The 12,690-nt window shown below is 72.5% G+C and carries 15 protein-coding genes; 9 read left to right on the top strand and 6 right to left on the bottom strand.

Annotated features, from left to right (window positions below; translation table 11 throughout):
- On the bottom strand, positions 1 to 1,133 hold a 1,133-nt coding region (gene lysA, locus FAF44_RS47930; protein WP_237110131.1), incomplete at its 3' end, for a diaminopimelate decarboxylase.
- 367 nt (positions 1,134 to 1,500) lie between these two features.
- Between lysA and FAF44_RS47925 the strand changes: the two genes are divergently transcribed.
- On the top strand, positions 1,501 to 1,935 hold the full coding sequence (locus FAF44_RS47925) for a hypothetical protein (protein WP_237110130.1): 435 nt from the start codon (positions 1,501 to 1,503) through the stop codon (positions 1,933 to 1,935).
- Positions 1,936 to 2,179: 244 nt separating this feature from the next.
- Here the strand turns inward: FAF44_RS47925 and FAF44_RS47920 are convergent, their stop codons facing one another.
- Positions 2,180 to 3,064, bottom strand: coding sequence for a helix-turn-helix domain-containing protein (locus tag FAF44_RS47920; RefSeq protein ID WP_237110129.1), 885 nt, complete (start codon positions 3,062 to 3,064; stop codon positions 2,180 to 2,182).
- 180 nt (positions 3,065 to 3,244) lie between these two features.
- Between FAF44_RS47920 and FAF44_RS47915 the strand changes: the two genes are divergently transcribed.
- On the top strand, positions 3,245 to 4,411 hold the full coding sequence (locus tag FAF44_RS47915; RefSeq protein WP_237110128.1) for a hypothetical protein: 1,167 nt from the start codon (positions 3,245 to 3,247) through the stop codon (positions 4,409 to 4,411).
- Between the two features lie 64 nt (positions 4,412 to 4,475).
- On the opposite strand, the gene FAF44_RS47910 is transcribed toward FAF44_RS47915, so the two are convergent.
- Positions 4,476 to 4,943, bottom strand: a complete 468-nt coding sequence (locus FAF44_RS47910) for a flavodoxin family protein (protein ID WP_237110127.1) — start codon at positions 4,941 to 4,943, stop codon at positions 4,476 to 4,478.
- A gap of 129 nt (positions 4,944 to 5,072) precedes the next feature.
- Here FAF44_RS47910 and FAF44_RS47905 point away from each other — a divergent pair, with 129 nt between their 5' ends.
- Both FAF44_RS47905 and rsrA read left to right on the top strand, forming a co-directional pair.
- Positions 5,073 to 5,426: a hypothetical protein gene (locus FAF44_RS47905; protein ID WP_237110126.1), complete on the top strand. Its 354-nt coding sequence runs from the start codon at positions 5,073 to 5,075 to the stop codon at positions 5,424 to 5,426.
- Entirely contained in the window at positions 5,416 to 5,892 is a 477-nt protein-coding gene (rsrA, locus tag FAF44_RS47900; protein ID WP_237110125.1) for a mycothiol system anti-sigma-R factor, read from the top strand. The genes FAF44_RS47905 and rsrA overlap by 11 nt, the downstream gene beginning before the upstream one ends.
- 14 nt (positions 5,893 to 5,906) lie before the next feature.
- Here the strand turns inward: rsrA and FAF44_RS47895 are convergent, their stop codons facing one another.
- Positions 5,907 to 7,046 carry a sensor histidine kinase gene (locus FAF44_RS47895; RefSeq protein WP_237110124.1) on the bottom strand — a complete coding sequence of 380 codons (1,140 nt, stop codon included), beginning with the start codon at positions 7,044 to 7,046 and terminating at the stop codon, positions 5,907 to 5,909.
- Between the two features lie 386 nt (positions 7,047 to 7,432).
- Here FAF44_RS47895 and FAF44_RS47890 point away from each other — a divergent pair, with 386 nt between their 5' ends.
- Entirely contained in the window at positions 7,433 to 7,786 is a 354-nt protein-coding gene (locus FAF44_RS47890) for a VOC family protein (protein WP_237110123.1), read from the top strand.
- A gap of 749 nt (positions 7,787 to 8,535) precedes the next feature.
- Positions 8,536 to 9,456: a DnaB-like helicase C-terminal domain-containing protein gene (locus FAF44_RS47885; protein WP_237110122.1), complete on the top strand. Its 921-nt coding sequence runs from the start codon at positions 8,536 to 8,538 to the stop codon at positions 9,454 to 9,456.
- Here FAF44_RS47885 and FAF44_RS47880 read toward each other — a convergent pair.
- A complete protein-coding gene (locus tag FAF44_RS47880; protein WP_237110121.1) occupies positions 9,453 to 9,644 on the bottom strand; it encodes a hypothetical protein in 192 nt (63 codons plus the stop codon). The genes FAF44_RS47885 and FAF44_RS47880 overlap by 4 nt on opposite strands.
- Before the next feature lie 134 nt (positions 9,645 to 9,778).
- Entirely contained in the window at positions 9,779 to 10,234 is a 456-nt protein-coding gene (locus tag FAF44_RS47875; RefSeq protein WP_237110120.1) for a hypothetical protein, read from the bottom strand.
- Between the two features lie 294 nt (positions 10,235 to 10,528).
- On the opposite strand from FAF44_RS47875, the gene FAF44_RS47870 reads away from it, so the two are divergent.
- The 3 genes from FAF44_RS47870 to FAF44_RS47860 are packed head-to-tail and all read left to right on the top strand — an operon-like array spanning position 10,529 to position 12,648.
- On the top strand, positions 10,529 to 11,164 hold the full coding sequence (locus tag FAF44_RS47870) for a TetR/AcrR family transcriptional regulator (protein WP_237110119.1): 636 nt from the start codon (positions 10,529 to 10,531) through the stop codon (positions 11,162 to 11,164).
- Entirely contained in the window at positions 11,164 to 12,042 is an 879-nt protein-coding gene (locus tag FAF44_RS47865; RefSeq protein ID WP_237110118.1) for an alpha/beta hydrolase, read from the top strand. Before FAF44_RS47870 ends, FAF44_RS47865 begins: the two co-directional genes overlap by 1 nt.
- Before the next feature lie 57 nt (positions 12,043 to 12,099).
- Entirely contained in the window at positions 12,100 to 12,648 is a 549-nt protein-coding gene (locus FAF44_RS47860) for an NUDIX hydrolase (protein WP_237110117.1), read from the top strand.
- Positions 12,649 to 12,690: the final 42 nt, after the last annotated feature.

Below are 12,690 nucleotides of genomic sequence, written 5' to 3'. Positions count from 1 at the left end.
TCGCAGTGGTGCCCCGCCAGGGTGACCCGGCGGGTGGCGGGGGCGTGGCGGCGGCCGACGGCCCGGATCGTGTAGGCGGCCTGGTACAGCGACGGGCGGGGATTGTCGCTCATCCCGCCGTCCACGGACACGAACGTCCGGGTGAGGGTGCGCTTGACCGCGATCACCCGGTACACGGTCACCCCGGCGGGCCCCGCGATCGCCCGGCCGGGCTCGATCGCCGGCCGGGGGACGGGCAGGCCCAGGCCCGCGCAGCGCTCCTCGACCGTCCGGCGCAGGGCCGGGCCGAGGCGGCGCGGGTCGAGCGCGGCGTCGCCCTCCAGGTAGGCGATGCCGAAGCCGCCCCCGAGGTCCAGCTCGGGCAGCACCACGCCGTGGGTGTCGCGGATCCGGGCGAGCTGGGTCACCATGACGCGGGCCGCCCGCTCGTACGGCTCCACCTCGGTGATCTGGGAGCCGATGTGGCAGTGCAGCCCCAGCAGCCGCAGCTCCGGCTGCCCGAGGATCCTGGCGACGGCCATGGCCGCGTCTCCCGAGGCGAGCGACAGGCCGAACTTCTGGTCCTCGCCGCCGGTGCGCACGGCCGGATGCGCGCCCGCGTCGACGTCCGGGACGACCCGCAGCAGCACCCCCTGCCGGCGGCCCGGCGGCGTCAGCATGGCCAGCCGGGCGATCTCCGCCAGGTTGTCGATCACGATGCGGCCGACGCCGTACTCGACGGCCTCCCGCAGCTCCTGCGGGGTCTTGGCGTTGCCGTGGAAGACGATCCGCTCGCCGGGGAAGCCGACGGAGCGGGCGATGGCTAGCTCCCCGCCCGAGCACACGTCCAGGTCGAGGCCCTCCGTCCGGACCCAGTCGGCCATCGCCCGGCACAGGAACGCCTTGCCCGCGTAGGCGACCCGGCCGCCGGGCAGGGCGGCGGTGAAGGCGCGGCAGCGCCGCCGCACGTCGTCCTCGTCGAGAACGTAGGCGGGGGTGCCGAAGCGCCGGGCGATCCCGGCCAGCGACACGCCGCCCACGAGCAGGTCGCCGTCCGGCTGCGGGCGCGCGCTCGACGGCCACGGGTCGTGCGGGAGGAGGGGCAGCACGCCGTCGTCGTCGCGGCACGGGGCGTGGTGCAGGGGTGTTGCCATGGGATTCCTCCAGAAAAGGTGGTTCACCCAGGACGCTAGACCCGTCCGGCGGAAATACGGATGACCGCTACGTTTTCCCTACGCCGGTCCCGGGGAAGCTGACGCGACATTGACACAGAATGCCGTCCTGCCCGGGGTCGCCGGATTGATTTCCCCGACGTATCGTGGGAAAGGCACGACGCCCGCGGCCTCCCCGGCGCCCCCGCTCCACGACGCCCGGACCGCCGTTGCCGACGATATTGACGGCCCCTTGACGGCCGCCGCGTAAGAACTCAGTCAACGCGCGTACGAATTCCAGGGAAAAGCACCCGAGACTGCCCCGGACGGGCTTGTCTGGGAGTGTTTTCCAAGGAAAGGGGGCCGGTGGATGCGTGCGCATTCCTGGGAAATTCTGCTCCCGGCCGGGTTCGGCTGCGCGGCGGCCGCCTGCTGCGTGGCCGCCGTGACCTTCCCCGAGCCCGTGGCACGGGTCGGGCTGGTGGGGGTGGCGGTGGCGCTGTTCGGCGCGTGGGCGCGACATTACCTGGCCGCGCCGCTCACCGGCCTGATGAGCTGGTGCTTCGTGACGGGTTTCCTCGTCCACACCCGTGGTGAGCTGGCCTTCGCGAGCGACGACCTCGTCCGGCTGGCAGAGCTCGTGGCCGTGGCGGTGGCGGGGTGCGCCCTGGGGCACGTCCGGCACGCCCGTCGTCTGGCGCGGGCTCGCCCCGGCGGCGAGGAGCTTGCCGGCCCGGTCACCGCGGCTCCCGTGCGGCCGGGTGAGCCGGCCTCGACGTCCCTGCCCGCAGGGAGCCCTCGGTGAGGACTCCCTCGCGGCCCCCGGTCAGGGCCGGACGAGGACCTTCAGCGCGGTCCGGTCGTTCGTCGCGCAGCACCGGGTCGGGCACGTTCTCCACGCGTACGTCGCCGGCGCCGTAGATCAGTGTCGCTCGCATGAGGCCCTCCGTGGTCGACGCTCGTAGCCGGGCCTGCCGGCGGCCGGTCGGCGCAGGATGAACGGCGCACCTGGCGCGGGTCCGCCGTCGGCAGATCGGCCGGCGTGCCGCTCAGCTCGGCTCGGACTCCTGATCGGGGGCCAGATCCTGGGTGGCCGCCCAGCTCGCGAGCATCCTGAGGCCGTCGGCGGCGGGGCTGCCGGGCGCGGCGGTGTAGACGTTGAGGGTCAGCCCCGGCTCGGACGGCAGCTCCATCGAGGCGAAGTCCAGGTCGAGCTGCCCGACCACCGGGTGACGCAGCCGCTTGCGCCCGCTGCGGTGGAACTTCACGTCGTGGGAGGCCCAGCGCCGCCGGAAGACCTCGCTACGCGTGGACAACTCGCCGACCAGCTCGATCAGCCCCCGGTCGTACGGGTCGCGCCCGGCCTCCAGCCGCAGCATGGCGGCGGCGTCACCGGCGATCCGGTCCCAGTCGACGAAGAACTCGCGGGCGGCCGGGTCGAGGTAGACGAACCGCGTGGTGTTCGCCGGCCGGCGAGGATCGGCCAGCACGGGGGCGTAGAGCGCGCGGGCCAGGCGGTTCATCGCGACGATGTCGTGGCAGGCGTTGCGCACCCAGGCGGGCGCGTCGGTGATGGCGTCCAGCACCTGACGGGTGCCCGGCCGCACCCCGGCCGGCGGGGCGGGACGGCGGCGGGCGGCCGGGCCGGCGGCGCGGGCCAGCGAGAACAGGTGGTCGCGTTCGGCCTCGTCCAGCCGCAGCGCGCGGGCCAGGGAGGCGAGCACGCTGTCCGAGGCGCCCGACAGGTTCCCCCGCTCCATGCGCACGTAGTAGTCGACGGAGACGCCGGCGAGCAGCGCCACCTCCTCGCGCCGCAGCCCCTGGACGCGCCGGTGGCCGCCGTAGGCGGGCAACCCGGCCTGCTCCGGCGTGATGCGCGCCCGCCGCGAGCTGAGGAACTCGCGGACCTCGGCGCGGTGGTCAAGATGGCCCATGACCTCAGGGTATGCGCGCCCGCGGGGCAGCAGGGAGGTAAGACCGTTACCCCCCGGCCCCGGCCGGGCTCATTGCCAAGTCTGGAGGTTCGGCGGAGGGCGCGCCGAGACCGGGCCGGGAAGCCTCGGAGGGGGCGGGCAGCGCGCCCGCCGCGGACGAGCGCGAAGGAGCGCACGCACATGACCTTCGATCCACTGCGTGAGCGTGGCATCCCGCTGGACGAGCAGCCGCGCAACCTGCGGGCGCTGAACGTCACGCCGATCGACCCCGACCACGCCGACCCGTACACGCGGTGCCGGATCATCACGATGAGCGGGATCGAGGCCGAGGCGATCCGGTTCAGTCACCGGCTCGCCCGCCACTGCCCCGACCTGGAGACCACGCAGCGGCTCGCCCGGGTCCGCTACATCGAGGCGCAGCAGCGGGAGGCGGTCGGCTGGCTGCTGCCCGGCGTGGCCTCCGCCCTGGAGACCACGATCGCCTGCGAGCAGGCCGCCGTGGACCTGACGGCGTGGGCGGCCCGCATGGAGCCGGACCCGTACCTGAAGCAGGGCTACCAGTTCGGCGCGCTGGAGCACTTCGACCACCTCTACCGCCTGGCCGGCCTGTACGAGCTGATCGAGCACCGCGACGCCGGGAAGATCGTCGGCGATCTGATCGAGATCAGGCCCGGCCGCCCCCCGCACCTGCAGCACCGCGATCCCCTGGACAACGTGCGCCAGCCCTACGACCGCGAGCGGGCCGCCCCGGTCAGCAAGCTGCACGTGCTGACGGTCCTGTCGGCCGAGCAGCACGCCATGAACCTCTCCATGACCGTGGGCCCCGCCTTCGCCGAGCCGCTCGCCCGGCAACTCTTCCAGGAGATCGGCCTCGTCCAGGAGGGGCACCTGACCCACTACGAGTCGCTCGTGGACCCCGGCGAGAGCTGGTGGGAGCGGTTGCTCACCCACGAGTACAACGAGTGCCACCTGTACCACTCGTTCGCTGAGACCGAGCCCGACCCGCGGGTGCGGGCCGTCTGGGAGCTGCACCTCGGCATGGAGCTGGAGCACCTGCGGATCGCGGCCGAGCTGTTCCGGCGGCACGACGGCCGCGACCCGGAGCAGGTGTGCGCGCCCGAGTCGCCGCCGCCGGTCACCTTCGAGCCGAACACGGGCTACCTGCGCGACCTGCTCGCCACCCAGCTCGACTACACCACCCTGGGCACCGGCTACGGGCGCGAGCCCCACGAACGGCTGGTCAGGGCGAGGCAGACGCTGTTCGGCGGCCAGCAGGCGCCGTCGGAGCGGGTCGTCCAGGACGCCCGCGCCGCCACCGGTCAGGACCGGCTCGGCGCGCGCCGGTAGGGACAGGGCCTGATCACCCGCAGCCGGACGGGACGGCACGCGGCCCGACCGCGCGGTCGCGGGGTCACCCGGGGCTGATCGTCGCGGCGATCGTGGCACCCAGCTCCCAGCAGGCCGACAGGTCGTCCTGGACGGGCGCGCCGATCACCGTCACCGGCAGGTGCGCCCGCTCCCAGCCGAGCCCCGTCGCGATCGACTCCACCGCCCGGACCGCGCCGGCCGTGTCGTTGTTGCCGTGCACGTAGAGCGCGTACGGCAGCCGCTGGGTGTCCTCCAGGCACGGGTAGTAGATCGTGTCGAAGAAGTGCTTGAGCGCCCCGCTCATGTAGCCGATGTTGGCCGGGGTGCCCAGGATGACGCCGTCGGCCTCGAACACGTCCACGGCGGTGGCGCGCAGCGCCGCGCGGGCGACCACCTCCACCCCTTCGACCTCGTCGGTGGCGGCGCCCCGCCGTACCGCCTCGAAGAGCTCGCGCAGCACGGGGGAGGGGGTGTGGTGGACGATCAGCAGGCGGCGGACATCTCGCGACACGAGGCGATCCTCTCACCACCCGGCGGCCTGCCACAGCGCATCCCCGGCCGCGCCCCCGGCGTGGCGGCGCGTCGAACGGGGGCCCGCCGGGCGATGCGCGCACGTCGCCGTCTGGTTTACGGTCGAGGCATGTTCCCCTTATGGGCCGCCGCGTTGTGGGGCATGGTCGGCGGGTTGTGCGTCGAGGGTCTCGAACTGCACGCCCGCATCCGGCGGGCGCGGTCCTGGTCATGGCGCCGGCCGATTCCCCAGGGGCTGTCGGCGTACGTCACCTCCGTGGTCATCCGGGTCGGCATCGGCGCCGCACTCGCCGCGGCCGGCTCCCAGAGCGGCCAGATCCAGGGCGCGTTCGCGGCGCTGGGTCTCGGGGTGGCCGCGCCGCTGGTCGTCGAGAAGGTGGCGCGGCTGTTCGTGGCCGCGATCGAGCCGGAGCCCGCCCGGACGGCGCCGGCGGTCGAGGAGGCGGGCGCCGATGTCACCTGACGGCGGGTTCGGCGCGCGCCTCGTCTCCGCGATCGCGCGGCAGGACGAGCCACGCCCGCCGCTCCGCCCGCGGGAACAACGTGACGATCGCTCCGGCGGCTGCTGGCCCCGGCTGCTCAGGGCGCTCGCCCGCAGGGAGGACGACGGGCTCGCACCACCCGCCGGCGTGGCGCGGGAGCCCGACCATGCGGGGGACTGCCAGGCCATCCTCGCGCGCCTGTTCCTCTTCCTCGACCACGAACTCGGCGAGGAGGAGTCGGCCGAGGTCCGCGAGCATCTGGAGGAGTGCGCCGGCTGCCTGGGCGAGTACACGATCGTGGAGACGGTCAAGAAGCTGGTCGCCCGGCACGGCGGCGGGGAGCGGCCACCGGCGGAGCTCAGGGAGCGGATCCTGCGGATGATCAGGGCGATGCGCGACGAAGTACGTTCCGGGCCGTCCCAGCAGCAGCGGCGTCCCGACGAGTAGGACCCGCGCGGAGCTCACCGGTCAGCGGGGTTCCCGGCCGCCGGACGCTGCCGCGGGAGTTGCGCGGCCGTGACGAACCGTCCGTCGTCCTGCTCGACCGTCAGCTCGCCGCCGTCGGCGGTGACGCGCTGTTCGAGGGCGGCCAGCCCGCGCAGCTCCGGCAGCGGCCCCGGCGGGGCGCCGTCGTTGACGACGGTGATGCTCGACTCCGTCAGCGTGATCCGCACGCGCGTCGCCTGGGCGTGGCGCAGGATGTTGGTCGTGGTCTCGCGCAGCACCTGGCCCAGCAGCTCGCTCGCGCCCGGGGCGACGTCCGCCTCGCGGGTGACGCGCACGTCGATGCCCGCGGCCTCGAAGAGGTTGCGCGCGTTCTCCAGCTCGGCGGAGAGGTTGAGCCGCCGCTGCGCGTAGGCGAGCTCCTTGGTCTGCGTGATGGTGTCGCTGACCAGGGCGTGGATCTCCCGCAGCTCCTGTTTGGCGCGCTCGGTGTCGCTGTCCACGAGCTTCTGGGCGAGCGCCGTCTTCAGCTTCACCACGTGCAGGGTGTGGCCCTGGATGTCGTGCAGGTCACTGGCGAACCGGACGCGTTCGCGGATGACGGCCAGCTCCGCCTCCCGCTCCCGCGCCTCCTCCAGCTCCGCGACGACGTCGTAGAACCGCTTGTTCGGGAACCTGAGCGCGATCAGCGCCGCGGTGATGCCCGCGGGAATGAGCACGAACCGGAACAGCACGCCGGTGACGCTCTCGTCCGTGACCAGCAGCCGCGCCGCGCCCACCGCCGCGACGTAGGCGGTCAGCGCGACCGCCGCCGCGCCCCGGTGCCTCGGCAACTGGGGGACGACGAGGCAGCTCACGAAGGACAGGCCGTAGTACGCCGCGCCGCCGCCGATCACCAGGACGGAGAACGGCCACACGGCCCCGCAGACGAGCAGGCAGGGGAGCGCGACCCGCAGGACGTCGCCCGCCGCCCACCGGACGAACGCCACCATCGCCGCCACCACGCCCGCGCTGAGCACGAGCGCGTCCCACCAGGTGCGGGCGTCCGTCGCCACCACCACCGCGCCGGCGACGACGAGCAGCGGCAGGAACATGGTGAGGTTGAGCTTGCGGAGCTGTTGCCGGGCCGGCTCGGCGTCCGGTGCCGGGCTGCTCATCGGCGTCCACCGCCGCCGGGCGGTCGGTGCTCGGGCATGTGGGGTTCTCCGGGGTCGGGACAGCGGCGTCTGCCCCAGTATTTTGCCCGCTCCGTGACAACGCCAGTGACACGGCGTCATGACTTCACCTGGGGGAATGTCATGATCGTCATGAGTGATATCGCGAATCCGGCGGCGGCCGGCAATGAGTCGGGAACTCGATTTCTCCGACGGCCGCGCCGAGATCCCGGGGTGGCAGTGGAAATCGGATAAGCGGTGTCCCGGCTATTCGGTAATGCGGTCCGGCTTCGCGGAGCGCGGGAAGCGCGCCCCTGTGCCGGCGCCGATGAGTTCCGGTCGCGAGGACGGTCTCATCACCGGCGAACCGACGGAGAGGAGCGGATCAGGTGGACCTGTACAGCGTGGTGTGCGTGCGCGACCGGGCGGCAGCGCGGAAATGGTTCGAGGTGTTCTTCGGCCGCCCGGCGGACGAGGTCATCGGCGAGGAGGATCTGTGGCAGGTCGGTGCGAACGCGTGGGTCGTCATCGACGACCGTGACGTGCGGGCCGCGCGGGTGGGCGGCACCATGATCACGTTGGGCGTCACCGGCCTGGACGACATCCTCGCCAGGCTGGCCGCGCACGGCATCGGGCACGAGCCCGTGGAGACCTACGGCAACGGCGTGCGCCACGTGGAGGTCCTCGACCCGGACGGCAACAGCCTGTCGCTCGCCGAGGCGCCCGAACCGCACGTCACGTGACGGCGGCGCCGCCGCGGCCCTGCGCGGGCCCGCTCGCGCAGGGCCGCGTGGTCGCCGTCGCCGAGGCCCCGGCCATGATCGAGCGCGCCGGAGCAGCGCGGGGCCCGGGTGGTGCGCGGGCTCGGGTGGTGCGCGGGGCTCGGGTGGTGTGCGGCCACCCACGCGGTCGACGCCGGTGAGTTCGTCCACCCAGGCGGCCGGGCGGTTCGCCGGCGTCAGGCGGGGGCTGTGCGCGGGGTCGATCCTGGACGGCAGCGGATTCGAGCCTGTGCTCGCACGGGCCGGGTGGCCGCCCGGGGCCCGCTCGGCGGCACCCTGGCCGTTGGTTCCGGGGGCGTCCCGGGGCCCAATAACGAGCAAACGCGGGCGCGGACCCGGCCTTCCGTTCGATGCACGGACCGGGGCTGGTTATCCATGGCCGGAGCTGACATCGAACTCGGATCGGTGATGTAGGACAGTGCCAATAACGGCGGCTTGTGCTCTTGTGAGCAAGCGCGGCGCAAACATCATACGAAATTCCTAAAACCGCGCCCCGGTGCGAAGCTACTGTCTAAAGACCGCCGGAAGCAGCCGGGCCCGCGTTTAGCAAGCGAAATTAGCGATCACTCATGACTTTCTGTCAAGGTGGATGTTAGGGTGCGATGGTGCGATATCAGTGCGTTCGTCCGTCGTCCCAGCCCGAGGGTCCGCCCGATCGCGTCCGAGTTGCGCCACGACCTGTTTCCGACGGCTCACCGATAGAGAGACGCATGACCGACTGCACCCCCACCTTCGAAGGCGGCGCCTTATACGATCCGCGTGAGGATGCGATCCCTCTGGCCGACCTGGTCCGCTCCGCCACCGACACGATCGGGACGCGGCGCGCCGACGGATCCGGCGTTCCCTTCGGATTCGAGGAGCTCGACGCCCTGCTCGGCGGCGGTCTCGCGCCCGGCACGCTCACCGTCGTGGCCTCCCGCCCGTCGATGGGCACCTCGACCCTGCTCATGGACCTGTGCCGGAACGCCGCGATCCGGCACCGCACGCCCACGATGCTGGCCGGCTACCAGTCGCCGCACCACGAGCTGATCCTCCGGCTGGTGTCCGCCGAGACGCGGGTGCCGCTCGACCGGCTGCGCGCCGGGACGCTCGACGACGACGAGTGGGCCCGCGTCACCCGCCGCATGACGGAGGCCGCCGGAGCGCCGCTGTTCATCGTCACGCCGACGGACTGGACGGTCGTGGACCTGTCGGCCCGCGCCGCCGACCTGGCCGCCGTCGAGGACGTGCGCCTGATGGTGGTGGACGGGCTGCACGACATCCGCTCGACGCGGCCGGGGGAGCCGGGGGACCGGCTGGTGACGGAGGCGGCCCGCGCGCTCAAGGAACTGGCGATGCAACTGGAGATGCCGGTGGTGGTCGGCGCGCAGCTCAACCGCAACCCCGAGTGCCGGATCGACCGCCGCCCGGGGCCGCTGACCGACCTGCGCTACTCCGACGCGGTGGGCCACATCGCCGACCTCGTCGTCATGGTCCACCGGGAGGACGCCTACGACCCCGACTCGACGCGGGCCGGCGAGGCGGACCTGATCGTGGCCAAGCACCGTGACGGGCCCCGCGCCACGGTGACCGTGTCCGTCGAGCCGCGGTTCGCCCGTTTCGTGGATCCGCGCGTGCCCCTCCTGCACTAGACCTCGGAGAGGTTGCTCAGGTCGAAGATCGAGTTCGTGTCCCAGAACGGCAGCACGTGGCGGCACCGCATGCAGATCAGCAGGATGACCGGGCGGGAGTTCATCCCCCACTTGCTGTTGATCCGGCCGATCGAGCGCTGGAACTGGATGCCCTGGCACAGGGGGCAGGTGAGATGCGGTTCCGTCATGCCTGTACGACGAAGGCCCGATCACACCGGTTCCCTTTCCCTGTCACTTCAGCCTCGAAAGGGAACCTGCCGTGCCCCAGCCCGTCCCCGGCATGCCCGGGCCGATCGGGAACGTGCTGTGACCTGCCTGAGCGTCAGCGGCCCGGGTGTACGTACTGATTGTAGCGAGTCGTGGTGTTGACGCAGTGAATGTCAGACTTGTTGTTGTAGACGCACAGCTCCAGGGTGACCGCCGAGATGGACCGGGAGCGGGAGAGGGTGACGTTTCCGAAGTTGGTGCCCTTGTCGGCGCAGCCGTTGGTGTCCTTCTTCCAGGGGAGTGTGCGCCAGCTTCCGGTGGTGTATTTGTATACGATCCGGGCCTTCACCGGAAGATTGTCACCGGGACAGAGGTCGCGCACCAGGAAACTCCGAAAGACGACCTTCGTCCGGCTGACGAAGTCGACGGTCACCTTGGCGTACCCGTTGCCGCCGCTCGGGCGACTCGTGCGGCCGGAAGACACTCCGTCCCTCGCCTGCGCCGGGGTTGCCACCAGCAGTCCACTCAATGTCGCGACGGCCAGCGCGGCGCTCAGAACACGGATCTTCAACAGTCCTCCAGCAGGAGACGGTCTGGTTGGCCCTGGACCCTAGGGAGGATCTGCCTGATGATCAACCCTGCGCTCGCATGGTGAGACGTTCGGTGCGCCTCGGCGGGCGGCAGAGCGGTGCCGGCCTCGTGAGACGGCGAGCGCACGCGGCGTCAGCGCGCTCCCGCCGCCTTCGTCCGGACGGTCGGCTCCAAGGGCTGCGACGGCTTCACCCTCGCCCTCGTCGCCGAGTGACGGACCACCTGCTGCTACGCTAAATGACCGAAATGGAGATTTCAGTCATTTAGGGGGTTGATGGTGGTCCGTCCCAGCGTCGACACGAACGTCATCCTCGACGCCGCCGCCCGGCTCATCGCCGAACAGGGCTTCGGCGGCGTGCGGATGGACGCGGTCGCCGCCCGCGCCGGGGTCGCCAAAGGCGTGCTCTACCTGCGCTTCACCGACAAGGACGAGTTGCTGCGGGCCGTCGTGGACCGCGAGCTCGTGCTGGCGACCCGCCACTCGATCGAACTCGTGCTGGCCGACCCCGGCGGCGGCTCGTTCTCACGCCTGTACGTCCACGCGGTGACCGCGCTGCACGGGCGCCCGGCCCTGCTGCGCCTGTACCAGGAACCCGCCCCGCTGCGCGGCCTGGCGCACGACGACGGACGCGTCCGGGCACGCGAGCTGCTCGGGGCCGAGTTCATCCGCGTCCTCCAAGCGGCGGGCATCGTCACGGCGGACCTGGACGCGGGCGTCCTCGCCGCGAATCTCACCCTGTGGAACCAGGCCCTCGCCAGGCGGGCGGCCCCCACCGAGACGGACGCGCTCATCCTCGGCATGGGCGAGCTGATGGCCCGCGCCGCCGACACCGGCATCGCCGACACCACCGCGGGCAAACGCGCCTACGTCACCTTCGCCGAGGCGCTGATCGCGGAACGGGAGCAGTGATGGCCTCCCTCGTCCCGCCGGGCGCGTCCGAACGCCACCTCACCACCGCCGCCGGCCGCCTGCGCGTCCTGCACGCCGGCCACCCGCAGGAGCCCGTCCCGCTGGTGCTCATCCACGGGGGCGGCACGGACAACGCGGCCATCTCCTGGTACCGGCTCATCGAGCCGCTGTCGGCCGGGCGCGAGGTGTGGGCCCCCGACCTGCCCGGATTCGGCGGCAGCGGTGACGTCGCACCCGCCGGCGGCCCGCGCGAACTCGCCGCCGTCGTCGCCGACGCCATGGCCGCGCTCGGCATCACGCGGGCCGTGGTGGCCGGCGTCTCCATGGGCGGGGACGTCGCGCTCAACCTCGCCCTGCACCACCCGCAGCGGGTCGCGGGGCTCGTCCTCGTCGCGCCGGGAGGGCTCGTACCGATCTTCCGCAACCGCGCCGCGCACTTCGGCGCCTGGGTCGCGGCGCAGGCCCCCGACCGGGTGCTGCTGCCCGCCACCCGCCTGGCCAACCGATTCTCCGGCGCCGCCATCCGGGCCATCGTCAAGGACCCGGCCACCCTCCCGCCCGAGGTCGTCGCCGAGTTCGTCCGCGAGGCCCGCAAACCCCGTGCCGGTCTCGGCTACGCCCGCTACAACCAGGCCACCCTCGGACGGCACGGCATGCTCAACGACCTCACCGGCCGCGTGCACGAGATCGGCGTGCCCACGCTGATCTTCCACGGCGCCGACGACCCCATCGTCGATCCCGAGGGCTCACGCCGCGCCGCCGCCCGCCTCCCGCACGCCCGTCTCGTCACCGTCCCCGACTGCGGCCACTGGGCCCAACTGGAGGCCCACAACCGCTTCCTCACCGAAACCCGAACCTTCCTCGACGAACTCCCCTGACGACCGGACACGGATAGGGTGGGCCTCCCCATGACACCACGCCGGGGAGGCCCGCCCGTGAGCGACGACCGACCCGCCGCCCCCGATCCCCCGTTCGGCACGATCAAGGTCCGCGTCAGCGCCGTGGTGTTCTGCGGTGACGAGGTGGCGTTCCTGCGCCGGGACCGTCCAGGCGGCAGGCACCTGTTCACCACGATCGGCGGGAACGTCCACGCGGGCGAGCCGTTCGAGGCCGCCCTCACCAGGGAGCTGGAAGAGGAGCTCGCCCTCGCGCCCGGCGCAGGAACGGAGCCGGAGCTGCTGTGGGTGATGGACGTGCGGGTGACGCGCCCGGGGACGACGCCGTCACCGCGCAAGCTCCACCTGGTCTACCGCCTGCACGTCAGCCCGGACGTCCGCCGCGGGCTGGCACGGCACGAGTTCGACGAAGTGGCCGGTGGCCGCTACGAGATCGGCCACGTGCGGTGGATCGACTACCGGCGGGCCGGGGAGCTGACGTTGTTCCCTCCGATCGGAGGGGCGCTCGCCCGGCTCTCCGATCCGTTCGCGAGGCCGGGCAGCGTGGAACTGGCCGCGGTGACGGACGCCGACTGGGCCTGGCTCTGACGGTCACTCCTCCGGGTGCCTGGCGCGGCGGGGGTGTGGGTT

Source organism: Nonomuraea sp. MG754425 (assembly GCF_021699195.1).
Lineage (GTDB): Bacteria > Actinomycetota > Actinomycetes > Streptosporangiales > Streptosporangiaceae > Nonomuraea.
Note: the sequence above shows the minus strand (reverse complement) of the source record. Positions and strands in the feature narration are given on the sequence as shown.

Coding starts and splice junctions, on each gene's coding strand:
- FAF44_RS47925 (WP_237110130.1), top strand. CDS start 1,501: ATGCGTGCGCATTCCTGGGAAATTCTGCTCCCGGCCGGGTTCGGCTGC.
- FAF44_RS47920 (WP_237110129.1), bottom strand. CDS start 3,064: ATGGGCCATCTTGACCACCGCGCCGAGGTCCGCGAGTTCCTCAGCTCG.
- FAF44_RS47915 (WP_237110128.1), top strand. CDS start 3,245: ATGACCTTCGATCCACTGCGTGAGCGTGGCATCCCGCTGGACGAGCAG.
- FAF44_RS47905 (WP_237110126.1), top strand. CDS start 5,073: ATGTTCCCCTTATGGGCCGCCGCGTTGTGGGGCATGGTCGGCGGGTTG.
- rsrA (WP_237110125.1), top strand. CDS start 5,416: ATGTCACCTGACGGCGGGTTCGGCGCGCGCCTCGTCTCCGCGATCGCG.
- FAF44_RS47895 (WP_237110124.1), bottom strand. CDS start 7,046: ATGAGCAGCCCGGCACCGGACGCCGAGCCGGCCCGGCAACAGCTCCGC.
- FAF44_RS47885 (WP_237110122.1), top strand. CDS start 8,536: ATGACCGACTGCACCCCCACCTTCGAAGGCGGCGCCTTATACGATCCG.
- FAF44_RS47880 (WP_237110121.1), bottom strand. CDS start 9,644: ATGACGGAACCGCATCTCACCTGCCCCCTGTGCCAGGGCATCCAGTTC.
- FAF44_RS47870 (WP_237110119.1), top strand. CDS start 10,529: ATGGTGGTCCGTCCCAGCGTCGACACGAACGTCATCCTCGACGCCGCC.
- FAF44_RS47865 (WP_237110118.1), top strand. CDS start 11,164: ATGGCCTCCCTCGTCCCGCCGGGCGCGTCCGAACGCCACCTCACCACC.